Source organism: Pseudomonas sp. S2_A02, assembly GCF_054668495.1.
Window position 1 is genome coordinate 999,590 of record NZ_CP162776.1, and the last position, 24,609, is coordinate 1,024,198.

Below are 24,609 nucleotides of genomic sequence, written 5' to 3' on the forward strand. Positions count from 1 at the left end.
TGCCGCCGCCATCGCGGGCAAGCCCGCTCCCACATGGATTGCGCTAAAAAGAGCTTCTGCTTTTCCCTCAATGCCCATCACAACGCACTCACGATGAACTCCCGCAACCATTGATGCGCAGGGTCGCGATGAACACGCTCGGGCCAGAGCATCGACATCTCGTAACCCGGGACATCAAGCGGTGACTCGACCACCTCCAGCGCCTGCGCATCGCGAACCAGCCGCGACGGCAGCATCGCCACCATGTCAGTGCTCTCCACCACGGACCGCACAAACAGGAAATGCGGGACTGAAAGCACCACCCGGCGCGTCATGCCCACCGCCGAAAGCGCCTGGTCGGTGGCACCCTGAAAACTTCCACCATCCCGTGACACGATCACGTGGTCGAGCTCGCAGAATTGCACAAGTGTCGGCCGCTTTTTCAACTGCGGATGGCCAGCGCGGCCCACCAAAACATACTGCTCGGTAAACAACACGCGACGTCGCAAGCCGAGAGGCGCGTCCTCGCTGACGTGAAAAGCCAGATCGATTGTCCCCTGCTCCGCTTGCTTGGCGATCTGTGACGGAACCAGGTCAAACACCGCCAGACGCGTGCCGGGTGCTGCCGAACGCAGCCCGGCTAACGCAGGCAAAACGATAGTCGTCTCACCATAGTCGGACGCCATGACATTCCACGTCTGCCGGGCCTCGGCCGGGTTGAAAGGGCTGGCGGGCGACACGGCGCGCTCCAGGGCTTCCAGTGCCAGGCGCAACGGCTCGCGCAACTCATCGGCCCGGGCCGTGGGCCGCATGCCCCGTGGTCCTGGCAGCAACAGCGGATCACCGAAAATGTCTCTCAACTTGGCGAGATGAACACTCACCGACGGTTGAGATAAATTCAGACGTTGCGCCGCACGGGTCACGTTGTGTTCCGAGAGCAAGACATCAAGGGTCAGCAACAAGTTGATGTCCAGGCGTCGCAGATTATTCATGGTAATACCTGGCATATTGGTTATTCATTTCCAATATACCGGCTAAAGTCTGATTCTGCTGGCTCCTGACACCGGAGACTCAGCCATGAAAGTTCTGCTCGTTTATGCTCATCCCGGACCCAAATCATTGAATGGTTCGCTCAAAGATTTTGCCGTCAAACACCTGGAAGCTGCCGGCCACCAAGTGCAGGTCTCCGATCTATACGCGATGGACTGGAAAGCCTCACTGGACGCCGATGACAGCCCCGGCCGGCCAGCCGAATCGCGGTTCAATCCTTCGCTGGACTCCAAACATGCCTTCGAAGAAGGCCGACAAAGCCAGGACATCGTCCTCGAACAGGAAAAACTGCTCTGGGCCGATGCCGTCATTCTGCAGTTTCCGCTGTGGTGGTTTTCGATGCCGGCGATCCTCAAAGGCTGGGTGGAACGCGTTTATGCCCATGGGTTTGCCTATGGCGTAGGAGAGCATTCCGATGCGCGCTGGGGTAACCGCTATGGAGAAGGGACGCTGGCGGGCAAACGGGCGATGCTGATCGTCACTGCGGGCGGATGGGAGTCTCATTACAGCCCGCGGGGCATTAATGGACCCATCGATGATCTGCTATTCCCCATTCAGCATGGAATCCTGTTTTACCCCGGTTTCGACGTGCTGCCACCGTTCGTGATCTATCGGACCGGCCGAATGGATGAGGCGAAATTTTCAACGACCTGCGACGCCCTCGGACAACGATTTGATGACCTAGGGAGGACCGCGCCGATTCCTTTCCGACCGCAGAATGCCGGGGCGTATGACATCCCGCAACTCACGTTGCGCGCCGAGATTGCTTCGGATCAGTCTGGCTTTGCGGCTCACCTCAGACAGGCGGAACGCGATGAACCAGGCGTGCGCGAGTCATTCGCAAAAGTGAACGCCATGTAGAACAAACTGGCTACCCGCAAATACGAAAAAGCCCGCACAAGGCGGGCTTTGGAATCGATGTAGGTGGCCAGCGCTGGTCTCTGGCTTACAAGGTTTATCGGGCCTCTCACAGAACAGAAAATTGTTGCTTTCGGCTGTTCTGCCTCACACGGCATAAGGGCTGGATCTCAGCGCGGAGATCTTTCTAACCGTGTACCCTTGGGAGCGCGCCCCACGCTTCCTCGCTATCCCTTTGCGCATCAGTCTGCGTCTTCACCTACAACTTCAGAATAGCAAATCGTTCGAAGCCTGGGTCGGGCTTTTTAGACCGATTCTTTTCTAGGGGAATGACTGCAGAATGGAAAAATACTAACGCGGCAAGACGGACTCCATTACGCCTTTGTGGAGCTGTTCGGCTGAGTCAGCCTCACTCTGCTCGCGACTGTGTGAGCGACCACATCCAGACACTCAATACCACGAGCAATACCAAGGCGAGCACGCTTGGCCACAGGGGCATGGGATACCCATCAACGAGAACCTCAGGGCGAATAATCAGGCGCCCCAGTTGCGCCAAGGCCATCAGTGCGTAGAAGGTGCCGGCCACTCGCAGCCCAATGATCCGGGATTTCATGCTGTTCTCCTCGACCTGACTATGAACGTAACAGGCGAGCAAAAGCGTTGTTTTTTGCCGGCCCAGTGTGTGAAGTCATGAAGGGGCGGCCAGCCTTGGCGCGCTCCTCTCCTCCCGCTCGGAAACCACTATCCAACCCTGGCCTTCACCAGAGGCCGGGGACCAATCTCCACCGTACTCGACGGGTGTAATCGTCATACCCTGCAAGCTCAGACCGCAACAGCTGGTCCTCCCATGCCGTGCGCAAGACGAGTAACGCCGACGCCAGCGCGGCGGGCACCAGTGCCCAGAACGAACCCAGCGCAAGGGCCATGCCGAAGAACAGGAACAGTGCGGCGATGTACCCGGGGTGACGCACGACACGGTAAGGGCCGCTATCGATCACGCGCTGATGCCGCTCGGCCTGGATGCGCACACCTGGTTCGAAGAACGGCTTCACTGCCGGCGCCCAGCCTGTTACCGCGATGCCCGCCAGCACAGCGATGTAGCCGCCTAGCACCAACCAGCCCGGTACCGCCGACCAATGGAAACGCCCGACATCGATCGCCGCGACCGGCAGGACCGCCGTCATCGTCGGCAATATGAGCGCGGCACGATTCCGCCTTCTTGGCTCAGGTCCATCGGTAGTGATGAGTTCCTCTCCGAGCCGGAACGCCAACATTCTCGAGACAATGGGTAAAAGGCAAGGGAATGCTAGTGCTTCGGAGCGCGGGCATACCAACCGTAGATTGCGATGCCGGCATAACAGGTCGCTGGCACGCTCAATGCCATCGCGAGCGTCGAGAGGTCGGCCGCATACCCTGTCAATGGCGGAATAAATGCCCCGCCAACAATGGCGCAACAGAACAGGCCCGAACCTTCCGCCGCGCGATGACCGAGCCCTGCGGTCGCAAGGGTAAAGATCGTCGGAAACATGATGGAGTTGAACAGCCCGACGGCCAGCAGCGACCATCCGGCAACAACGCCTTGTGTGGTGGCAGAGATCGTCAACAGCACAATGACTGCCGTGGCGGCAAAGGCCAGCAGTTTCCCGGGCGCGAAAGTGCGCATCAGCGCCGAGCCGATAAAGCGGCCAACCAGGGCGCCACCCCAATAGAAGGCAACATGCTTGCCTGCGGCTTCGGCGGGAAGGGCCAGGGTTGTCGGCAGCATGAGGTAGTCGGTGATGAGGCTGCCAATCGTGACTTCGGCGCCGACATAGAGAAATATGCAGACGGTGCCGAGTGCAAAGCGCGGCTGCTTTAGAAGGTCGAGCGCAGCGAGTGGATTGAGACGTTCAGGTCTTGTTGACGGTTGCAGCTCATTTCTTTTCAGCCAGACGATCAAGGCGACGATGCAGATGAAGAGCGTAATGCTTGCATAGGTGTTGCTGATCACGCTGGCTTCCTGCGACAGGAAGGACGTCAGTTCTGCTGGCGACAATGCGGAAGTATCTACCGCATTAAGGGAGCCCAGGATCAGTATGGCACCCAGGTAGGGTGCGACCGTGGTTCCCAGCGAATTGAACGCATGGCCGAGGGTGAGGCGGCTAGGGGCCATTGCGGCGGTTCCGAGTAGTGAAAGCAGCGGGTTCGCAACGACCTGAACGGTTGTCACGCCAATCGCAAGCACAAAGAGGGCGCCGAGGAAGGCTGGAAACAATGCGGACTGGGTGGCGGGAATGAAGAGCAGGCATCCACCAGCCATCAGCAGCAACCCGAGGACGGCCGCTCTCATGTAGCCGATTCGCGAAATGAGCAGGCCTGCGGGTATGGCGAAAATGAAATAGGCAAAAAAGAATGACGACTGCACAAGCATGGCCTCGGTATAGCTGAGGCTGAAGAGGTGCTTGAGTTTTGGCACCAGGACATCGTTAAGGCTGGTGATGCTGCCGAGGATGAAAAACAGCGCGAACACGTAGGTGCTCATCCGTTGGGTGTGGGGTGTTGCCAAACTGTTGGTGACAGTCGCGCTAGCACTAGCGTTAGTCATCACGGGCTTCCTCTTTCTTGTGATTGTTACTTTCAAGGAAAACTCTATCGAGTCTCAGGCACCTTGATAGTGAGACAGCGCTATCTTTGTGCGGTGAAGTACTCGCCAAAGGAGGGTGCGCTGCCATCTGATTTTTTGTCTGTAGCCGTTACCGCTCACCCAAAGTCCGGGGCCAGTCGTTAGAGGGCGCTACCTTAGTGCCTGACTTTTCGTTTGGCAAGCCGCTGGATCTCTTGGGGGTTATGCCGAGATAAGGGGTAAATTCGCTCATTTGGGCTGCAGCAGGGCCGTGGGTACTTGGACGCTCGAACTGGTTATTTGCTGGGTACGCGTCTGGCAAAGCCATCTGGTCATCCCTGCGAAACCAGGGCATAGGGTTTGACTCCGGTGGTAGGGCCAATGATGGTGCAGTAAGTGGCCCTCATGCGACACTCCCCGCCCTACAAATCAGGGAGAGTGTTGACATGGTGCGTTTGCTTGCAGTTTCAGGGAGTCTTCGCGAGGCCTCCTCCAACTCAGTGCTATTGCGTGCAGCTGAGGTTCTCTGTCCCAAAGGGCTGTCGATAGCGCATTATCACGAGGTTGGCCAGTTACCTCATTTCAACCCGGACTTCACGGAAACTCCTCCTGAATCCATCATGGGCTTACGCTTCAGTATCGCCCAAGCGGACGGCGTTCTAATCTCTTGCCCTGAGTACGCTCGCGGAATTCCCGGCTCATTCAAGAATATGCTGGACTGGCTCGTTAGCTCTGAGGAGTTCCCAGGCAAACCCGTTGCTCTTTTCAACGCTTCACCTCGGGCTTCGCATGCGCAGGCGGCACTGCGGCTGGTTCTGGAAACAATGTCGGCTTGTATCGTGGAGGAAGCATCAATATCCGTAAATTTGCTTTCCACGGAATTGAGTGCAGAGACCATCGCAAATGATCCAACGATCCGCCCACTGATTGTTTCCGCACTTGAAGCATTCAAGCAGCAAATCGATGGCAAAAAAAGCGGGCTATCTTCACAGAGATTCCGCCAGTTAAGTCGATAGTAATAAGCGTTTGGGCGGCGGTGGGTGGGTATCGCTTGATGGACTCCGAACTCTCAACCCACTCGCTACGAACGCAACACCCCTATCGCTCGCCGATATTTCTCAACGCGCTCCAGATCCTCCCAGGACGGCTGGGCAATCCGCGACAAGTCGCTGTTCTCTTCCAGATCCGCCAGCTTCACCACCCGCCCGATCGGGTTCTGCGCCACGCGCTCGACAAACTCCTCGTAGGACTCATCCGGAACCTTGGTCACCGACGCAATTGCCATCAGCACTGTTTCGCTGAAGCCTTCGTTACGCAGATCGTCGAAGCTGATGCCGCAGTCCTCGACCACGTCATGCAGCACGGCGACGATGCGCTCATCCAGAGTGCTCACCCGCAGCATGACTTTCAGCGGATGCAGGATGTAAGGCGCGCCGCCCTTGTCCACCTGCCCCTCATGCGCCGCAGCGGCAATGGCAATGGCGCGTTCCAGTGTCTGACTCATGGGATTCTCCTCGGGTTAAACGCCGTAACGGCTGGTGAAATGAATGTTGCGCTTGAAACAACCCGCAATCGTGATCGTTTGATGAAGCCGCGGCCAGGATTTTGAAGTCTGAGAATTTCGTAGGAATTTGCCCTTTGTGGTGAGGGGGCTTGCCCTCGTTGGGCTGCGAAGCGGCCCCAGATCCTGCTAGCCCGTTTCTTCAGACACACCGCAACACCCCATTTTGCGGCGGCTGCGCCACCGAACGGGGCGATGCGGCGTTCCGACAAGCCCCCCAAAGTGACCGCGTGTGGTCCTACAGCCCGGTTGCGGCTATCAAAATCGCTGCCTAGAGTGGGTCTGTCGCTAACCGCAGTTAGCGATAGGGTTTCGCAGCCCTGAGGGAAATGACCTAACACTGTCAAACAACAATTCTGGCAAACTTCGCCAGCATTACGTTTTATGGCGGCTGTGTGTGGGAGACCTTCGGGTCTGCCGGGTTGGTCTTGTCCTCGGTCTGCGAACCCGCTCACAGCTGCCACCTATTTGTTTCGCAGCAGAACAGTGGCACTACGTTTTTCACGATAGGACCATCCTTATGACAATGAAAAACCCGCTCCGCCACTACACCCCAATGTCCCACTTCGCCACCGACCACCCCGTCCTCCTCATCGACGCCGACGCTCCACTGCGCGAACTCCACAACTGCCTCAGCGAACGACTCAGCGCCGTCCTCAAATACCTCAACCTCATGGCCTGCACCAGCCTGCCCGACTACGCCGAGTACGACATCAACACCGTCACCAACATCGCCCGGATCAAGGTCCAGGATGTGAGCGATGTGTTTCGGGTGATTGAGCAGCGTGGGTTTGATACGCCGTAAAATCAAAAAGGTGACAGATCTATTTGTTTAAATAGATCTGTCACCTTTTTCCCGTCACCTTTTTTCCGTTTTCCCAGTAAGGTAAACAGCTACGGACACTCTCAGGGAATCGAGTGATTTACCGCATGTCCCGGTTGTGCGCAGAGATCAATGCCAAGGGCATGGATGACCTTTAGAACCGTATCAAAACGTGGTTTCGCGCCTGGCGCGAAAGCCTTGTACAGGCTTTCGCGGCCCATTCCGGAATCTTTGGCAATTTGTGTCATGCCACGGGCCTTTACCACGTAGCCGATAGCACGAAGAAATTCTTCGTTGTCGCCGTCTGCCAGTACCTGAGAGAGGTACTCGCTGATGGCTTCGTCACTGTCGAGCAGTGCCGCCATGTCGAAGGTAGTCAACGTGTGGCCCATGTTTAAACCTCCCTTGCCAATTTTTTCGCCCGTCGGATATCGGTGTTTTGCGAAGACTTGTCACCACCGGCCAGCAAAACGATGACTACGCCATTTCTCATGATGAAGTAAACCCGATAGCCAGCGCCGACATCCACGCGCATTTCGGAGACACCATCACCTACCGGCTTGATATCGCCTAGATTACCCGCAGAGGCACGGTCAATGCGACGAGCGATTGCAACCTTGGCCCGCAAGTCGCGAATCGAGGCATGCCATGCCACGAAGATGGTGGTTTGCTGAATAAGATAATTCATTGCTCGACTGTATCCATGTGAATACAGACGAGCAGTCAGGTCATTCTCTAGTCCTGTGTATATTTTTCCCTGAATTGTGTAGGCAGCATGACGAAACGGTTACTGATGATTCGAGACTTCTCGCAAGGCCCCGTCGCCAGGGCCTTCCAGACAACAGCAATCAGTAAACCTGCACCCGCCACAACTCCCGCGACGAAGAACCCGCCGACATCGGCAACCGCCCATGCAACGTCCGATAGTTGTCGATCAGCACCAAATCCCCTTCACTCCATTGATGAGCAATCAAACACTCCGGGTCATAAACCAGCGCGTTGACCTGTTCGAGCAGCGCCTGTTGAGCCTCTTCGTCATGGTCCTGCACAGCCTGGCTAAGCGTCTGCAGTGTCGAGTCGGTGCCCTCTTGGTAGCGCAGGATGAGTTCGCCGCTGCGGGGGTGATGATCCACCAGGCTGTACATGCGCGGGGAGCCACCGAAGTAGGTCATTTTGGTGTAGTAGGTGATGTTCACGTTCTGCCATTGTCGGGCGACTTGCTGCCCGACTTTGCGCAGTACGTTTCGGCTGTCGACGATGGTGGTCTGGCCCTCGCCCGGTTGCGGCGCGGTCTTGCAATACAGCATGAATTTGCTGGCGCAGAATTTCCGGATTGCGCTGAACCTGTGCGTCGCTGTCGGGCAGCATGTTCAGGTCCCAGTGCAAAGGCGTTTTCTCTAGCGAGTGCACCACGCCTTGGGGTTTGTCCGCAGGTTTGACCACGTGCACGGCGCCAAAGGCCCATTCGTACAGCGTGCCGAAGCGTTCGCAGCTGCGAGCAAAACTGTCCTGATCGTCGAAACGAGAGCCCTTGAGGCAGACGAAACCGAAGGTTTCCACCAATGCCTCCAGCAGGCCGGTGGACAGTCGTTCGAAACCCAACCCCAATGGGTCTCGCACGACCAGGCCAAAGAGCGGAAGCTTTTGCAGTTCGTACTCGAAGCCTTGCGCGTGTGGGTTTTCTGTTTGGTGGTAGAGCCATGGTCGCCCGTCATAGGTGACCAACACGTGGTGGTCGAGGTCGACCTGGGCGCGGGTGCGAAGGGTTTGGCTGCCATCGAGGTTGCACACCGGCACGGCATGCCAAGGGCTGTAAACACGGGTCAGCCCCTCTGCCAATCCGAAGGTGAACTTGGGTCCGGCATTGCTGTACTGGTGGACCGACAAGCGAATGTCATCGCCGAAGAAACGATCCACTGCCGCATTCAATGCCTGCCCGCGATACATCATTTGGTAGGCTTTGAAATTGATTTGCTGCAGGTACTCATCCTCGCTCTGCCCTTCTTCCCGGCACAGTCGCAGATCGTTGTAGAGGTGACTGCAGAGGTGGTCATGGGCCTGGCTGAGGGATTCATCTTCGCGGCTCTTCTCGATCAGATCTCCAAGGTTTTTCCAGGGCAGACGGGCCTGCTTGACCAGGCTGGCGCGAACCGACTCGGCACTTTGGGCCTGTGGGAACAGGTCTTCCATGCTGACCCACTGAATCGTGTGGGTGGTGCACAGTTCACGCAACGCCCGGTTGTAGGCGACGCGAACATCGTCGGCAACGCCAACGATGTCATTGAAGGTCGTGCCGTCACTAAGGATCGACACCACACAGCCCGGTGCATGCAACGCAGCGATGGCCTGGCCGAGCTGGTCGAGGCGCTCGATGGCGATTACTTCGCCGTAGTCCGGCAGCACGCCGAAGGTCTGGTCGATGGCGTTTGGCGACTTGCAGGGAAAGCCTGGCAGTACCAGGCGCACTGGCAGGCTCTGATCGAAGCAGTGTCCCAGGCGTAGCGCGAGATGCGCTCGGCCTTGTGCTTCGAAACAATCATCCGTGTCTTTGAGCAGATAACCCGCGAGCAAATCGCTGACAGCAGCGATCCATGCGTCTCTATGTTCCATAGAACAACTTCCTTGAGAGAGAGAGTGTGTGTGTATCAATACGATTTAACAGTGTCGCCATGTTCGGTGAATGCATGCGCTGTTGCGCAGACTTGCTGCAGATTGCGCAGCAATCCGGCTGGCTGTTCGCAGTAGAAGTTCGGGGCTTGGGCCTGCAATGTTGAGGTCATGCCATATCCCCAGGTGACCGCCGCCGAGTACATGCCTGCAGCACGGGCGGTCTTCAGATCGATCTCGGTGTCACCGACGAACAAACAGCGTTGCGGATCAACCGACAATCGCCGGGCAGCTTCCCATGCCACCTCCGGCTGAGGTTTGAGCGCCCTGCCCGCGCGATGCCCCAGAATCGTCCCGAAGGTATTCTGTGGAAGCAGCGCATCGGCTACTTGCAGGGCCATTTCCTCGGCTTTGTTGGTCACGATTGCCAGCGGCACTTGCAATTGCCGACAACCTTCAAGCAAGGCAAGCACACCGCTGAAGGGCCGGGAAAATTGAACAAGGTTGCTTTGGTAGAGCGTCACATAGCGCTGGTGCAGCGCGACCGCATCGGCTATGCCGAACTGCGTGGCAAGCTGCTCGATCATCGCTGTGACCCCGCCGCCGATATAACCCTGCACTGTTTGCGCTGTCTGCGCCGGGCAACCGTGTTCGAGCAATACCTGGTTCAGGCACCAGGTGATGTCAGGCAAGGTGTCGACCAAGGTTCCATCCAGATCGAAGAGTACGGCTTCGACCCGCAACCGAGACGCCATTATTGAGCACTGGCGTAGTGACAAGGACGCCCCTTGCGGAACACCAAGCGGTGGTAACGTTCATCGACATTGCTGCGTTTTTCGAGGGTGACCACACCCCGTCGATTGATGGCCACCGAATGCCAGGGCGTACGCCACAGGTCACTGGTTGGCACCAACCGGATACCGATCTTCGTCGACACCGCCAGTTGCGGGTGAATCGACAGGCGCAGGCAATGTGGGTAGCGCGCCTGTAACAGAGCACTCCAGGCTTCACTGCGCTGGATCACCCGCTGCGAGGCCGGCTTGGCGACTTTCTTCACCGCATTAAGGCTCATGCCGGCGAATACTTTGAGGCCCGAGTAATCCTCGGAAAGGAAGCGATGGATACCGCAGTACATCAACATCATGTGCGGATCATCCTTGAAACGCTGCTGCAACAAGACCAATGACTGGCCGTGCTCGATCATCATCTCCTCACGCATGGCGTCCAGACAATCAAGTGGAGGATAGGCATCCCTGAGGTCGAAATGGGCGAACGTGCCGGGATAGTGCTGTTCGGCGTAGTCCTGGATAGCGTCGGTGTAGGCTTTGACGTCCGCATCGGGAACATGCACCAGGTCAGAGAACACATAGCCATCGGAGCAGATATGAATCAGCGCGCCCGGTGCGTAGATCTCCTGGATCTCCTTGCACAGGCGATACAACTCGTCGATTGCGTGATGTTCAGCAAGATCGGGTAGATGGCTGAGGGTTTTCTTGCGGCTGGGTGATTTGCCTGGGAACGCTGGCAAGACCATTTCAATCTGGCGACCGTTCTCGACCGCTTGCATTACCTTCGCCAGATGGGGTTCCAATACCTGCAATGAAAGCTCGGAATCCTGCCCTGGGGCAAGGCTACGACGCCGAAACAGGCATTCGAGGATTTGCTCGGCAATGTTCATGTGTGGGGTGTTCTGATGCTCGTGCACCAGCTGACCGCACACCTGTTGAGCAACGGTGTTTGAACCTTGCATAGACAATCCCTTGTGTGGTGAATAACGGCCATTTTTTGGCCGTCAGCAGATATTCCTTACCTGCGGGCGGCTAAATTCCTACAAGTCGTGAGGGCTGTCAATCGTGGCAATCAGGAATATTGCGGGCTGCACGAACTCCTCCAGGTCTGCCGTCGGTGAAGCTATCAATCCTGTCTAGCGCTTTCACCATCGGCACACAAGCCAGCTGAAGCCCGGAGGGCGAATGGTAAATAGCAGATTTGTCACCCACGAAACCGCAGCGCCGGTAAAAGTCAGTGGCGTTCAACGTGGCGTCCAAATTGACTTCCCTCAGCCCCGAATCCCGCGCCAGGCATTCAAGGTAGTCCAGGATTCTCAAGCCAATGCCTTGTTGCATAAAGCTTGGGAGCACGAAAATCGCGCCGATTTCGCTCCTCTCCAGATCAAGCATTCCTGTCGCCACCGGCTCACCCTGAATACAGCCCAGATAAAAGTGTTTATCCATCAGGTCGCTATACCCGTCCTTGGCTGATCCTGCCGTCCAGGCCAGCATTTGCTCCGTGGTATAGGCGCCGATGCATTGATGCCGTATCGCTTGAAGGCGAATGTCGAATGCCGTTTGGGCATCGCTGTGCGTGGCGCGTCTAATCTCGAACATTTCATTCTCCGTTAGCCATCGGTAGACGGAGAACTAAAAGCCCCGTCCATTTCTGGCGGGGCCTTGGGTGATTACGTCAAATTCTACGAACGCATGACCTCATGGCCCGCCGGAAGCGGTCATGGAGGTGCACATTATGTTCATGTGGCGTGTGTAGGTCATGGGCCGATAGTGTTTTGGATGATTCGGGTTGTCAATCGTGGAGCGGAAGGACCAGGAGAAGTCCCCTCAAGTCACTCCTTTGCTGCTTCAGATATCAATCCAGCAATGCGACTTTCTTCAGTAGTTCGTAAAGTCCATCTGGAACCAAAGGTGACCCATTAGTGAAGCTTGCGACGCCATGCCATTTCGCTATGAAGGCCGTGCCGTCACTCTCACACGCCTTCAACTGCGGCAATTCGTAGACGCTCGCATCCACAAATTTTGCATCGTACACCTGAACAATTTCATGCCCTGGAGTGCCGGCATAAGTGAAGATGCTCTCAAGCGTACCGAGTAAGCGAACATCAGAGATGGATAACCCGAGTTCCTCTTGTACCTCTCGCACAACTGCCTGGACACTGGTTTCGCCGAACTCGATGCCTCCACCGACCGGGCGGAAAAACGTCTGTTTTTTTACTGAGTCGTAAGCTTCGTTGACCAGAATTTTTCCGTTGTGATGGAAGACACAGAGTGCGAGGGGGCGGATGCGTTGTGTGGTCATGAGGTGAAGTCCATTTACTTTGAAAAAACCCGTAGCAGCTACCGATGGCTGCTACAGGTTTGTTGTTCGCTATCGATATCAGAAGTTAGCCGGAGTGTTGGCGCTGATGATTTCCGCCTCATCCGCCCCAATATTGCGAAACCGATGCGGTAGCGTCGTCGGAAAGTAATACCCATCCCCGGCATTCAGCACACTAATCTGACCATCAACGGTGAGCTCAACCGTGCCACGGGTTACGAGCCCACACTCCTCCCCTTCAGCATGCACGATGGGTTCTTCACCAGAGCTGGCCCCAGGCGCGTACTGCTCGCGCAACAACCGCATCTGCCGACTCGGCACCGAAGCGCCAATCAGCAACAACCGCAGCCCATGGCGCCCGAGATCTGGCTGCTCATTGGCGCGGAACACGTACTGATGCTCACGCGGCGGTTGGTCGAAGGTGAAGAAGTCCGCCAAGGACATGGGGATGCCTTCGAGCAGTTTTTTCAGGGAGCTGACGGAAGGACTGACGCGATTCTGTTCGATCAGGGAAATGGTGGCATTGGTGACGCCGCTACGCCGGGCCAGCTCGCGCTGGGACAGTTTGTAGCTTTCGCGTACTAATTTGAGTCGTGAGCCCGTGTCCATGACAGCCTTATGCGAAGAATACCTAAGGGGTAATGGGGGTGGGTGGCGGGCGACTGGTGGCCGCGGATTACGCCGTTTCCCGTCCCGGAACCGTGAAAGGCGGGTATTAAATCACGTTTGTTGGTGTCGCTCAGCAGGTTCGATAAATGGCAGATAAATCAAATAGGTGAATGATAGTCGTCCGCCCATGTACGAAACCTGTGGGAGCGGGCTTGCCCGCGATGGCGGTGTGTCAGGTGACATCAATGTTGACTGTGCTGGCCTCATCGCGGGCAAGCCCGCTCCCACAGGGGTTGCGGTGCCCTGCCATGACTGGCATTGGTCCGGCGGCACATTTTTGGGATGGCCGCCGGTAAGGTTTGGCTTAGATGCCGAACCGGTCGCGTAGCGCGTAATACGCAGCGCCCATGGCGGTGAGCGGGGCCTGGAAGGTGCGGCCGCCGAGCATGGGCATGTGTGGCAGGGAGGCGAAGGCGTCGAAGCGTTCGGCGTCGCCGCGGATCATTTCCGAGATGAGCTTGCCGGCCAGGTGTGAGCAGGTGACACCGTGGCCGCTGTAGCCTTGCATGTAATAGGCGTTCTTTTCGATGCGGCCGAATTGCGGCATGCGTGACATGGTCAGCAGGAAGTTGCCGGTCCAGCGGTAGTCGATTTTCACGTCTTTGAGTTGCGGGAAAGTCTTGAGGATTTTTGGTTTGATCAGTTGCTCGATGTCGTCCGGCTCGCGAGCGCCGTAGACCACGCCGCCGCCGTACAGCAGGCGGTTGTCGGCGGTGAGGCGGTAATAGTCGAGCAGGTAGTTGCAGTCTTCGACGCAGTAGTTGTTTTTGATCAGGCTGCGCGCAACCTGTTCGGACAATGGCTCGGTGACGACGATTTGCGAACCGCAGGGCATGCTTTTGCGCGTGACGCGATTGTCCAGGTCTTGAGGCAGGTAGGCGTTGCCGGCGATCAACAGGTACTTGGCCCGCACCACGCCTTTGGCGGTACGCACGGTGATCGGTTCGCCATAGCTGATTTCCACGGCGGCGGATTGTTCGTAGATTTTGCCGCCCAGGCTGATGATCGCGGCGGCTTCACCAAGGGCCAGGTTCAGCGGGTGGACGTGGCCGCCCTGCATGTCGAGCAGCCCGCCGACGTAGTTGTCGCAACCGACTTCGCGCTTGATCTCAGCGGCGTCGAGCATTCTCAGTTTTTTGTTGCCGTAGCGCTCCCAACTGCTCTTTTGCTCGGCCAGGCCGTTGAGTTGCTTTTTGTTCAGCGCTGCGAAGATGCCGCCGGGACGGTAGTCGCATTTGATGTCGTACTCTTTGATGCGCGAACGGATGATGTCGGCGCCTTCAAACATCATGCTGCCGAGCACTTCGGCGGTTTTGTCGCCGTAGCGTTCTTCGATCACATCGACGTCGCGGCTGTAGGAGTTGACCAGTTGGCCGCCATTGCGACCACTGGCGCCGAAGCCGACTTTGGCGGCTTCCAGTACGGTGACGCTGTAGCCCGCTTCGCTGAGGAACAGCGCCGAGGACAGACCGGTGTAGCCGGCGCCGATCACGCAGACGTCGCACTCCACCAATTCTTCAAGAACCGGGTAATCACCGATCTGATTACGAGTCGCGGCGTAGTAGCTGTTTACATGAGTCTGTTTCATACGTTTCTCCGAGGGCCGCCGGCACGCGCCGGCGACCGCCGCTGTAAAGGTGTTAGAGCTTGATCCAGGTCGCTTTGAGTTCGGTGTATTTGTCGAACGCGTGCAGCGATTTGTCCCGACCGTTACCCGACTGCTTGAACCCGCCGAACGGCGCGGTCATGTCACCGCCGTCGTACTGGTTGACCCAGACGCTGCCGGCGCGCAAACCGCGAGCGAAGGTATGGGCCTTGCTGAGGTTGCTGGTCCACACGCCGGCGGCCAGACCGAAGATGCTGTCGTTGGCGATCTGCAGGGCTTCTTCAGCGGTGTCGAAGGTGATCAGCGACAGCACCGGGCCGAAGATTTCTTCCCGGGCGATGGTCATGGCGTTGGTCACGCCGTCGAAAATTGCCGGTTCCACATAAAGGCCACCGGTGTCTTCGAGGGTGCGGCTGCCGCCAGCGATCAGTTGCGCGCCCTGGTCTTTGCCGATCTGGATGTAGCGCAGCACGTTGTCCAATTGCCGCTGATCGACGACCGCGCCGACGGCGGTTTCAGGATCGAGGGCATGCCCCGGTTTCCAGGCTTGCAGGGCTTCCACCAGCAATGGAATGAACTGCTCACGAATCGAGCGCTCCACCAGCAGACGTGAGCCAGCGGTGCAGACTTCGCCCTGGTTAAAAGCAATCGCACCAGCCGCTGCTTGTGCTGCCGCGCGTAGATCCGGCGCGTCGGCGAACACCACGTTCGGGCTCTTGCCGCCCGCTTCGAGCCAGACGCGTTTCATGTTGCTTTGGCCGGCGTAGATCAGCAATTGCTTGGCAATCGCGGTGGAGCCGGTGAAGGCCAGCACGTCGACGTCCATGTGCAACGCCAGCGCTTTGCCGACAGTGTGACCGAAGCCTGGCAGAACGTTGAACACGCCTTTGGGGATGCCGGCGTCGAGGGCCAATTGCGCGATGCGAATGGCCGTCAGCGGTGACTTTTCCGAAGGCTTGAGGATGAACGAGTTGCCTGCCGCGAGGGCTGGGGCGAACTTCCAACTGGCCATGATCAGCGGGAAATTCCACGGCACAATCGCGGCGACCACGCCTGCTGGTTCGCGGGTGATGAGGCCGAGTTGGTCGTGGGGCGTGGCGGCGACTTCGTCGTAGATTTTGTCGATTGCTTCGGCGCTCCAGCGGATCGCGTTGGCGGTCGCTGGGATGTCGATGCTCATGGAATCGCTGATCGGTTTGCCCATGTCCAGGGTTTCCAGCAGCGCCAGTTCCTCCTGGTTTTGCAGAATCAGATCAGCGAAACGAATCAGGATGCGCTTGCGCTCGGCTGGGGGCAGTTTGGCCCAGATGCCGGATTCGAATGTGCGGCGTGCAACCTGCACGGCGGCATTGGCGTCGGCTTCGTCGGTACTGGCGATGTTCGCCAGGAAGCGGCCATCGACCGGGCTGATGCATTCGAAGGTATCGCCGCTGAGTGCCGGGCAGTATTGACCGTCGATGAATGCGCGGCCTTCTAGGGTGAGGGACTGGAAGCGTTGCTCCCAGTCGCTGCGAGTGTTTGTCATGGTTGTGACTCTACGCAGAGGAATAGTTGATCGTTGGATTGATGCCAACCGGTTAAATATCAGAACCCCCATCAACTGTGGGAGCGGGCTTGCTCGCGAAAGCGGTGGGTCAGGCGCCATCAATGTTGAATGTGATGGCCTCTTCGCGAGCAAGCCCGCTCCCACAGTTGATGGGTGTTGCTCGCAAAACCTGTGTACGTCGCCGCTCCCACAGGGCTTGGCGGTGTACACATGATCTGTGTACACCCAACCCTTCATCCTTGACTGACGGTTTTTAGCCCATCAAACCGTATGCAAGTACCAGTTGTACTCAAGGTCGGAGATGGAGTTTTCGAACTCGGCCAGTTCGCTTTCCTTGCACGCGACGAACACGTCGATGTACAGCGGGTCGATGTAGCGCGCCATGACTTCGCTGTCGTCCAGCTCACGCAACGCATCGCGCAGGTTGTTCGGCAGGCTTTGCTCGTTCTGCTCGTAGCTGTTGCCTTCGACCGGGGCGCCCGGTTCGATTTCGTTGGTCAGGCCATGGTGAATACCGGCCAGCACTGACGCCATCAACAGGTACGGGTTGGCATCGGCGCCGGCAACGCGGTGTTCGATGCGCACGGCATCCGCCGAACCGGTGGGCACGCGGACCGCTACGGTGCGGTTGTCGATGCCCCAGCTTGGCGAGTTCGGCACATAGAACTGCGCGCCGAAACGGCGGTACGAGTTGACGTTCGGACAGAGGAACGCCATCTGCGCCGGCAGGGTCTCGAGCACACCGCCGATCGCGTGACGCAGTGCGGCGTTCTGCTCGGGATCCTCACTGGCGAAGATGTTGTTGCCTTCTTTGTCGAGAATCGAAATGTGCACGTGCAAACCATTGCCCGCCTGGCCCGGATACGGCTTGGCCATGAAGGTGGTGTCCATCTCGTGGTCGTAGGCGATGTTCTTCACCAAACGCTTGAGCAACACCGCGTAGTCGCAGGCCTTTATAGGGTCGGAGACGTGGTGCAGGTTCACTTCGAATTGCGCCGGGGCGCTCTCCTTGACGATGGCGTCAGCAGGAATGCCCTGCTCTTTCGCCCCTTCGAGGATGTCTTGCAGGCAATCGACGTATTCGTCCAGATCGTCGATCAAATACACCTGAGTCGAGTGCGGACGCTTGCCTGAAACCGGCGAGCGTGGCGACTGCGGACGACCGTTTACGTTGTCCTGGTCGATCAGATAGAACTCCAGTTCGAAGGCTGCGCAAATGGTCAGGCCCATGTCATCGAACTTGCTCACCACCTGACGCAGCACTTCGCGCGGGTCAGCGAAGAACGGCTGGCCTTCGAGTTCGTGCATGGTCATTAACAGCTGCGCGGTCGGGCGCTTCTGCCAGGGTTCGATGCTGAGGGTATTGGGGATGGGGAAACAGATGCGGTCCGAGTCGCCGATGTCCAGACCCAGGCCGGTGCTTTCCACCGTAGAGCCGTTGATATCCAGGGCAAACAGTGACGCCGGGAGGTTAATGCCTTTTTCGTAAACCTTATGAAGACTGGTGCGTTCGATGCGCTTGCCGCGCACCACACCGTTCATATCCGCAATCAGAAGGTCGACGTACAAAACCTCAGGATATTTCTTAAGGAATGCGTTTGCTTCGTTGAGTTGAACGGCACGCAGAGGGACCGACATGATGCACCTATTAGCTGTTAATTATTATGTTCACTTCACGTTCACGAGCCCAGTCAACCCGAACGGCAAAGTGAAGTCAATAGCGAACACATGACGTCTCACCCTTTATTTTACGGGCGTTTTTTGGCGCTAGAGTGCTAGTCGAGTCTTGCGAACCGCGTAAAACCTGAAGATCGGACGTATGGCGTTTAGAATTTTTTACATCAGAGTTGTTAATTAAAATCAACAAGGCTAAGCTCCGGAAAAGCTCGTTCAAGTGTGAAACTTCGAGGTGATAAAAATGGCATTCAAGCCATTGATCGGCGTTACTGCGTGCGTCAAACAGATTGGCCTGCACCCCTACCACGTCAGCGGCGACAAGTATTTGCGTGCTGTCAGCGTCGCGGCTTTGGGGTTGCCAGTGGTCATTCCTTCCTTAGGCGATCTGACCGAAATCGATGACCTGCTCGCGCAGCTCGACGGTCTGTTGCTGACCGGCTCGCCGTCGAACGTGGAGCCCTTCCACTATCAAGGCCCGGCCAGTGCCCCCGGTACGGATCACGATCCGCAACGGGACGCCACCACCCTGCCCTTACTGCGCGCAGCCATCGCCGCCGGTGTTCCGGTGCTCGGCATTTGCCGGGGCTTTCAGGAAATGAACGTGGCGTTCGGCGGCAGCCTGCATCAGAAGGTGCATGACCTGCCCGGCTACCTTGATCACCGCGAAGCGAATCACCCGGACCTGGCTGTGCAATACGCGCCAGCTCATGCGGTGAATGTGCAACCGGGCGGTGTATTCGACGCGCTGGACCTGCCGCAGGTGTTCCAGGTCAATTCGATTCACAGCCAGGGCATCGACCGGCTCGCTCCCGGTCTGCGCGCTGAGGCTGTCGCGCCGGATGGTTTGATCGAGGCGATCTCCGTCGAGCACAGCAAGGCTTTCGCTGTCGGCGTGCAGTGGCACCCGGAATGGCAGGTGCTTTCGAGTTCCCCCTATTTGAGTATTTTCCAGGCGTTTGGCGATGCGTGCCGGCTAAGGGCGGCGCTGCGTAATACGCGCTGACGTCAAAAAGCATTCAACGATTTAACTGCCCCCGTGAGTCTGGCGGGCGCGCCTTTGCGCGCCGGTCGCTCACGTAATAGATGAACCGCAATAACAACAAGTACGACCAGGCAGCCAGGATGGCGGTGCCGAATAAGCCCGATCGGATCCCCGTAGGAGCAGGCGAAGCCTGCGATCTTTTGACTTTGCTCTTCAAGATAAAGATCAAAAGATCGCAGGCTTCGCCAGCTCCTACAGGGGCCGCGATACGGCTTGCAATCAACTACTAAGTCAGGCCGTGTTGGCCCGACGACTGAAATCTGTTGGGAGTTTCATATGGCAAACGCCTCCAGCATCTACAGGAAGGCTCTTGAAGGTCACCAGGCACCGAAAAAGGTGTTGGTGAAAGTCGACCGCGTCACCAAGAAATTCGACGAAACCACCGCCGTGGACGATGTGTCCCTGGAGATCCATCAAGGCGAAATCTTCGCCCTGCTCGGCGGTTCCGGCTCGGGCAAATCGACGCTGCTGCGCATGCTCGCCGGCTTCGAGCGACCGACCGAAGGGCGGATTTTGCTCGATGGGGTCGACATCACCGACATGCCGCCGTACGAACGGCCGATCAACATGATGTTCCAGTCCTACGCACTGTTCCCGCACATGACGGTGGCGCAGAACATCGCCTTCGGCCTCAAGCAGGACCGTTTGCCCGCCAGCGAAATCGACGCCCGTGTCGAAGAGATGCTGCGGCTGGTGCACATGACCCAGTACGCCAAACGCAAGCCGCATCAGTTGTCCGGCGGCCAGCGTCAACGTGTCGCCCTCGCCCGTTCCTTGGCCAAGCGTCCGAAGCTGTTGTTGCTCGACGAACCGATGGGCGCGCTGGATAAAAAGCTGCGCTCGCAGATGCAACTGGAGCTGGTGGAGATCATCGAGCGCGTCGGCGTGACTTGCGTGATGGTGACCCACGATCAGGAAGAAGCCATGACCATGGCCGAACGCATTGCGATCATGCACCTGGGCTGGATCGCTCAGATCGGCAGCCCGGTCGACATCTATGAAGCGCCGGTCAGCCGCATGGTCTGTGAGTTCATCGGCAACGTGAACGCGTTCGACGGCACCGTGGTCGAGGATCTGGAAGGCCACGCAATCATTCACAGCCCGGATCTGCAACAGAAGATCTACGTCGGCCACGGCGTGAGTACGTCGGTGCAGGACAAGTCGATCACCTACGCCATCCGCCCGGAAAAAATGCTGGTCAGCCCCCTCAAGCCCGAGACTCGCTACAACTGGTCCGAAGGCAAGGTGCATGACATCGCCTACCTCGGCGGCCACTCGGTGTTTTACGTGGAGCTGCCCGGCGGCAAGATCGTGCAGTCGTTCATGGCCAACGCCGAACGCCGTGGCGCGCGCCCGACCTGGGACGATCAGGTCTACGTGTGGTGGGAAGACGACAGCGGCGTGGTACTGCGCTCATGAGAACCTTCAATCAGCAGTTCCTGCGCTTGGTGCCCAGCGGCCGCAAACTGGTCATCGGCATTCCGTTCCTGTGGCTGTGCCTGTTTTTCCTGTTGCCGTTCTTCCTGGTGATGAAGATCAGTTTCTCGGAAGCGGCCCTGGCCATTCCTCCCTACTCCGAGATTTACACCTTCGCCGAACAGAAATTTCAGCTGCTGCTGAACCTCGGCAACTACTCGCTACTGACCGAAGATGAGTTGTACATCTCGGCCTATTTTGGCTCGTTGAAGGTCGCGTTTTTAAGCACGCTAATGTGCCTGGTGATCGGTTTCCCGATGGCCTACGCGATCACCAAAGCCAACAAGGAAACGCAGAACGTTCTGTTGCTGTTGATCATGATGCCGACCTGGACCGCGATCCTGATCCGCGTCTATGCGTGGATGGGCATCCTCAGCAACAACGGTCTACTCAATGCGTTCCTGATGTGGACCGGGCTCACGTCGCATCCGATCGAGATCCTCAATACCAACACGGCGGTGTACATCGGCGTGGTCTATGCCTACCTGCCGTTCATGGTGTTGCCGCTGTACGCCAACCTGGTGAAGCACGATCAAAGCCTGCTGGAAGCCGCGTCAGACCTGGGTTCGAGCAACTTCAACAACTTCTGGAAAATCACCGTGCCGCTGGCCAAGAACGGGATCATTGCAGGTGCAATGCTGGTGTTCATTCCAGTGGTCGGTGAGTTCGTGATTCCAGAACTGTTGGGCGGCCCGGAAACCCTGATGATCGGCCGCGTGCTGTGGCAGGAGTTCTTCAACAACCGCGACTGGCCGGTGGCATCCGCCTTGGCGGTGGTGATGCTGGCGATCCTGATTGTGCCGATTCTGCTGTTCAACCGCAGCCAGGCTAAAGAGATGGAGGGACGGGGATGAAACGCTTCGGATTTTCAAAGTTCATGCTGATTTTCGGCTTGTCGTTTATCTACCTGCCGATGCTGATTCTGGTGATCTACTCGTTCAACGCCTCGAAACTGGTGACGGTGTGGGGCGGCTGGTCGGTGAAGTGGTACGTCGGCCTGCTCGACAACACGCAACTGATGGGCTCGGTGGTGCGCTCGCTGGAAATCGCCTGCTACACCGCGATTGCCGCCGTGGCGTTGGGCACCCTCGCCGCTTTCGTGCTCACCCGTGTGACGCGTTTCAAGGGTCGTACGCTGTTTGGTGGCTTGGTGACGGCGCCGTTGGTGATGCCGGAAGTGATCACCGGTCTGTCGCTGTTGCTGCTGTTCGTGGCCATGGCGCAGTTGATCGGCTGGCCGCAGGAGCGTGGCCTGGTGACGATCTGGATCGCCCACACCACGTTCTGCGCAGCGTATGTGGCGGTGGTTGTATCGGCGCGCTTGCGAGAGCTGGACCTGTCGATTGAAGAAGCGGCCATGGACCTCGGTGCGCGTCCGCTCAAGGTGTTCTTTCTGATCACCATTCCGATGATCGCGCCGTCGCTGGCGGCGGGCGGCATGATGTCATTTGCCTTGTCGCTGGATGATCTGGTGTTGGCGAGTTTCGTCTCTGGCCCGGGCTCGACGACGTTGCCGATGGAAGTGTTCTCGGCGGTGCGTCTGGGTGTGAAGCCTGAGATCAATGCCGTGGCCAGTTTGATTCTGCTGGCGGTGTCGATCGTCACACTCATGGTTTGGTACTTCAGCCGCAAGGCCGAAGCCACGCGCAAGCGAGCGATCCAGGAAGCCATGGACCAGACTGCCAGCGAGTCGTGGCAGCAACCGAAAAACCAGCGAGTCGAAGCGACGGCTTAGTGCCTTACCTGTAGGAGCGAGGCTTGCCCGCGAAGAACGATGACGCGTAATGCCTGAAAAACCGCGGTGCATTCTTCGCGGGCAAGCCTCGCTCCTACAATCGGTTTTGTGTTTTATAAAAGAAAATGGAGTTGTACCGATGAAAATGTTTGGCAGGACTCTGCTGACACTGTCCTTATTGGGCGCGATGGCTACCGGTGCCCAGGCCAATGACAAGGTATTGCGCGTCTACAACTGGTCGGATTACATCGCCCCGGACACGGTCAAGAAGTTCGAAGACGAGACCGGCATCCGCGTGACCTACGATGTGTTCGACAGTAATGAAACCCTTGAGGCACGCTTGTTGGCCGGTAAATCCGGTTACGACATTGTGGTGCCGTCCAACAGTTTCCTGGCCAAGCAGATCAAGGCTGGCGTCTATCAGCCGCTGGACAAATCGAAGCTGCCGAACTGGAAAAATCTTAATCCGGTGCTGTTGAAAAATGCCTCTGCCAGCGATCCTGACAATGGCCACGCTTTCCCATACATGTGGGGCTCGATCGGCATCGGTTACAACCCGGCCAAGGTCAAGGAAGTACTGGGCACTGATGCCCCGGTGAACTCCTGGGATTTGCTGTTCAAACCGGAAAACGCTGCGAAGCTGAAAGCCTGCGGTATCAGCTTTCTTGATTCGCCGACAGAAATGCTCCCGGCCGCCCTGCACTATCTGGGCTACCCGGTGAATTCTCAGGACAAGGCGCAGATCGCCGAAGCCGAAGCGCTGTTCATGAAGATTCGCCCATCGGTGGCTTATTTCCATTCGTCGAAGTACATCTCCGACCTGGCCAACGGCAACATCTGCGTCGCCGTCGGTTACTCCGGCGACGTGCTGCAAGCCAAGGCCCGCGCCAAGGAAGCCGGCGACAAGGTGACGATCGAATACAGCATCCCGAAAGAAGGCGCCGGCAGCTTTTACGACATGGTTGCCATCCCACGGGACGCGGCCAACGTCGACAACGCCTACCTGCTCATGAACTTCCTGATGCGCCCGGACATCATCGCCGAAGTCACCAACAACATCGGCTACAGCAACGCCAACGCGGCGGCCACGCCACTGGTGGATGAAGCCATTCGCGACGACCCGGGTTCCTACCCGCCGCAAGCGGTGATGGCGACGCTGTATGCGATTCCTGACATGCCGATCGGTATTCAGCGGGTGATGACCCGGGGCTGGACGCGGGTGAAGCTCGGTAAGTGATTCACGATCGAACACAAAATATCTGACTACCACGGACCAAAATGTGGGAGCGGGCTTGCTCGCGAAGGGGCCATCACATTCAACATCATTGGTGACTGACCCACCGCTTTCGCGAGCAAGCCCGCTCCCACAGGAGTCCGTGGTGGAGCGCAGATGATCGTTCCCACGCTCTGCGTGGGAATGCTTCAAGGGACGCTCCGCGTTCGGCTCTGGAAGGGACGCGGAGCGTCCCGGGCTGCATTCCCACGCAGAGCGTGGGAACGATCAGTGGCAAGGTTTCAACCATCTTCCGTTCACGCAGCGCCTTACCACCGCTGCACTCCTCTCAGAAGAACGGCTTCACCTGGCTTCCCTCGGTTAAGGTGAATTTCAGGCGCCCTCGGGCGCTTTTTTTTTGTGGGCTTATGCAGAGACCAACGGCCATTCGGCCAGTGCCCGGTACCGGCCTTTATGGGATTCGAACAAGGTGAAGCGATCAGCACGCAGGATAAACTCTGGCGGCGTAGCGGATTCGGGGACTGGTGCCCGGTAGTCGCGCATCAGGGTTAAATGCGGGCGAAATTCCCGACGGGTGTCCTCGAAGCCAAACGGCAACATGGCCTGCTCCAGCGCATACACCAACCGCAGCAACGGCGGTTCTGCCTGCTCGGGCGCCAGCAACAAAACCCCGGAGCGACGCCAGACTTCCAGTCGATCCAGCACAACCGTCAACGGCATGCCGGGCATCTGGACATTGGCGGCGGCCTCGCAGACGCCCGCTATCTGCGCCATCCCCACCGTACCGAGAAACAGCAGCGTCAGATGAAAGTTTTCCGCCGGCACCGGGCGCCCGACGTTGAGCCCCAGCGCGTTGCGCCATTGGGCGATGGCCCGGCGTTGTTCGGGGGCGCAGTTCAGGGCGAAGAATAGCCGTTTGAACGGCTCACGATTTTCATCGCTCATATCTGGCACCTCAAGGCTTTGGGACCCTTGATTTTACAAAGGGATACCACACCAGCAAGTGCATTTCTGGCACCTGCCGGCATGCGCGTTA

At 57.8% G+C, this 24,609-nt stretch carries 24 protein-coding genes and 2 pseudogenes; 8 read left to right on the plus strand and 18 right to left on the minus strand.

Features of this window, described 5'->3' with window-relative positions; translation table 11 throughout:
• Positions 1–77 precede the first annotated feature (77 nt).
• Positions 78–971, minus strand: a complete 894-nt coding sequence (locus AB4O41_RS04300; RefSeq protein ID WP_460146429.1) for a LysR family transcriptional regulator — start codon at positions 969–971, stop codon at positions 78–80.
• A gap of 85 nt (positions 972–1,056) precedes the next feature.
• On the opposite strand from AB4O41_RS04300, the gene AB4O41_RS04305 reads away from it, so the two are divergent.
• Positions 1,057–1,890, plus strand: a complete 834-nt coding sequence (locus AB4O41_RS04305) for an NAD(P)H-dependent oxidoreductase (RefSeq protein WP_460146430.1) — start codon at positions 1,057–1,059, stop codon at positions 1,888–1,890.
• A gap of 406 nt (positions 1,891–2,296) precedes the next feature.
• Here AB4O41_RS04305 and AB4O41_RS04310 read toward each other — a convergent pair whose 3' ends face one another.
• From AB4O41_RS04310 to AB4O41_RS04320, 3 genes are all read right to left on the minus strand, one after another.
• Complete coding sequence (locus AB4O41_RS04310; RefSeq protein ID WP_460146431.1) at positions 2,297–2,500, minus strand: hypothetical protein; 204 nt, start codon at positions 2,498–2,500, stop codon at positions 2,297–2,299.
• 145 nt (positions 2,501–2,645) lie between these two features.
• The gene (locus tag AB4O41_RS04315; protein WP_460146432.1) at positions 2,646–2,999 is read right to left on the minus strand and encodes a methyltransferase family protein; all 354 of its coding nucleotides are present in this window, start codon (positions 2,997–2,999) and stop codon (positions 2,646–2,648) included.
• Positions 3,000–3,193: 194 nt separating this feature from the next.
• Entirely contained in the window at positions 3,194–4,471 is a 1,278-nt protein-coding gene (locus tag AB4O41_RS04320) for a sugar MFS transporter (RefSeq protein ID WP_460146433.1), read from the minus strand.
• A gap of 464 nt (positions 4,472–4,935) precedes the next feature.
• Here AB4O41_RS04320 and AB4O41_RS04325 point away from each other — a divergent pair, with 464 nt between their 5' ends.
• Positions 4,936–5,505, plus strand: coding sequence for an NADPH-dependent FMN reductase (locus AB4O41_RS04325; protein ID WP_460146434.1), 570 nt, complete (start codon positions 4,936–4,938; stop codon positions 5,503–5,505).
• 65 nt (positions 5,506–5,570) lie between these two features.
• Here the strand turns inward: AB4O41_RS04325 and AB4O41_RS04330 are convergent, their stop codons facing one another.
• On the minus strand, positions 5,571–5,993 hold the full coding sequence (locus AB4O41_RS04330) for an HD domain-containing protein (RefSeq protein WP_460146435.1): 423 nt from the start codon (positions 5,991–5,993) through the stop codon (positions 5,571–5,573).
• Between the two features lie 577 nt (positions 5,994–6,570).
• Between AB4O41_RS04330 and AB4O41_RS04335 the strand changes: the two genes are divergently transcribed.
• Positions 6,571–6,855, plus strand: a complete 285-nt coding sequence (locus AB4O41_RS04335; RefSeq protein ID WP_460146436.1) for a fructose-bisphosphate aldolase — start codon at positions 6,571–6,573, stop codon at positions 6,853–6,855.
• A gap of 101 nt (positions 6,856–6,956) precedes the next feature.
• On the opposite strand, the gene AB4O41_RS04340 is transcribed toward AB4O41_RS04335, so the two are convergent.
• The 12 genes and pseudogenes from AB4O41_RS04340 to AB4O41_RS04395 form a co-directional block, all read right to left on the minus strand.
• Positions 6,957–7,265: an addiction module antidote protein gene (locus AB4O41_RS04340; RefSeq protein WP_460146437.1), complete on the minus strand. Its 309-nt coding sequence runs from the start codon at positions 7,263–7,265 to the stop codon at positions 6,957–6,959.
• A gap of 2 nt (positions 7,266–7,267) precedes the next feature.
• Positions 7,268–7,561, minus strand: coding sequence for a type II toxin-antitoxin system RelE/ParE family toxin (locus tag AB4O41_RS04345; RefSeq protein ID WP_460146438.1), 294 nt, complete (start codon positions 7,559–7,561; stop codon positions 7,268–7,270).
• Between the two features lie 160 nt (positions 7,562–7,721).
• Entirely contained in the window at positions 7,722–8,180 is a 459-nt protein-coding gene (locus AB4O41_RS04350) for a TauD/TfdA family dioxygenase (protein WP_460146439.1), read from the minus strand.
• Positions 8,181–8,655: 475 nt separating this feature from the next.
• A pseudogene (locus AB4O41_RS04355) lies at positions 8,656–9,483 on the minus strand (L-tyrosine/L-tryptophan isonitrile synthase family protein); the annotation flags it as partial.
• A 35-nt stretch (positions 9,484–9,518) separates the two neighbouring features.
• Positions 9,519–10,235 (minus strand): HAD family hydrolase, encoded by a 717-nt coding sequence (locus tag AB4O41_RS04360; protein WP_460146440.1) that lies wholly within the window; start codon positions 10,233–10,235, stop codon positions 9,519–9,521.
• On the minus strand, positions 10,235–11,230 hold the full coding sequence (locus AB4O41_RS04365) for an L-tyrosine/L-tryptophan isonitrile synthase family protein (RefSeq protein WP_460146441.1): 996 nt from the start codon (positions 11,228–11,230) through the stop codon (positions 10,235–10,237). Before AB4O41_RS04365 ends, AB4O41_RS04360 begins: the two co-directional genes overlap by 1 nt.
• Before the next feature lie 175 nt (positions 11,231–11,405).
• Positions 11,406–11,867, minus strand: a pseudogene (locus AB4O41_RS04370) (GNAT family N-acetyltransferase); the annotation flags it as partial.
• 256 nt (positions 11,868–12,123) lie between these two features.
• Positions 12,124–12,570: an NUDIX hydrolase gene (locus AB4O41_RS04375; protein WP_460146442.1), complete on the minus strand. Its 447-nt coding sequence runs from the start codon at positions 12,568–12,570 to the stop codon at positions 12,124–12,126.
• Positions 12,571–12,648: 78 nt separating this feature from the next.
• Positions 12,649–13,197, minus strand: a complete 549-nt coding sequence (locus AB4O41_RS04380; RefSeq protein WP_008011722.1) for a cupin domain-containing protein — start codon at positions 13,195–13,197, stop codon at positions 12,649–12,651.
• A 364-nt stretch (positions 13,198–13,561) separates the two neighbouring features.
• A complete protein-coding gene (locus AB4O41_RS04385; RefSeq protein WP_460146443.1) occupies positions 13,562–14,845 on the minus strand; it encodes an NAD(P)/FAD-dependent oxidoreductase in 1,284 nt (427 codons plus the stop codon).
• A gap of 52 nt (positions 14,846–14,897) precedes the next feature.
• Positions 14,898–16,388: an aldehyde dehydrogenase gene (locus AB4O41_RS04390; RefSeq protein WP_460146444.1), complete on the minus strand. Its 1,491-nt coding sequence runs from the start codon at positions 16,386–16,388 to the stop codon at positions 14,898–14,900.
• 282 nt (positions 16,389–16,670) lie between these two features.
• Entirely contained in the window at positions 16,671–18,047 is a 1,377-nt protein-coding gene (locus AB4O41_RS04395) for a glutamine synthetase family protein (RefSeq protein ID WP_050681361.1), read from the minus strand.
• A gap of 280 nt (positions 18,048–18,327) precedes the next feature.
• On the opposite strand from AB4O41_RS04395, the gene AB4O41_RS04400 reads away from it, so the two are divergent.
• The 5 genes from AB4O41_RS04400 (at position 18,328) to AB4O41_RS04420 (ending at position 23,576) form a co-directional block, all read left to right on the plus strand.
• Positions 18,328–19,089, plus strand: a complete 762-nt coding sequence (locus AB4O41_RS04400) for a gamma-glutamyl-gamma-aminobutyrate hydrolase family protein (RefSeq protein ID WP_460146445.1) — start codon at positions 18,328–18,330, stop codon at positions 19,087–19,089.
• A 315-nt stretch (positions 19,090–19,404) separates the two neighbouring features.
• On the plus strand, positions 19,405–20,547 hold the full coding sequence (potA, locus tag AB4O41_RS04405) for a polyamine ABC transporter ATP-binding protein (protein ID WP_460146446.1): 1,143 nt from the start codon (positions 19,405–19,407) through the stop codon (positions 20,545–20,547).
• A 29-nt stretch (positions 20,548–20,576) separates the two neighbouring features.
• Positions 20,577–21,458: an ABC transporter permease subunit gene (locus AB4O41_RS04410; protein WP_460148275.1), complete on the plus strand. Its 882-nt coding sequence runs from the start codon at positions 20,577–20,579 to the stop codon at positions 21,456–21,458.
• Entirely contained in the window at positions 21,455–22,339 is an 885-nt protein-coding gene (locus AB4O41_RS04415; RefSeq protein WP_460146447.1) for an ABC transporter permease subunit, read from the plus strand. Before AB4O41_RS04410 ends, AB4O41_RS04415 begins: the two co-directional genes overlap by 4 nt.
• A gap of 139 nt (positions 22,340–22,478) precedes the next feature.
• The gene (locus tag AB4O41_RS04420) at positions 22,479–23,576 is read left to right on the plus strand and encodes a polyamine ABC transporter substrate-binding protein (RefSeq protein WP_460146448.1); all 1,098 of its coding nucleotides are present in this window, start codon (positions 22,479–22,481) and stop codon (positions 23,574–23,576) included.
• Between the two features lie 402 nt (positions 23,577–23,978).
• Here AB4O41_RS04420 and thpR read toward each other — a convergent pair whose 3' ends face one another.
• Positions 23,979–24,518, minus strand: coding sequence for an RNA 2',3'-cyclic phosphodiesterase (gene thpR / locus AB4O41_RS04425; RefSeq protein WP_460146449.1), 540 nt, complete (start codon positions 24,516–24,518; stop codon positions 23,979–23,981).
• Positions 24,519–24,609 lie beyond the last annotated feature (91 nt).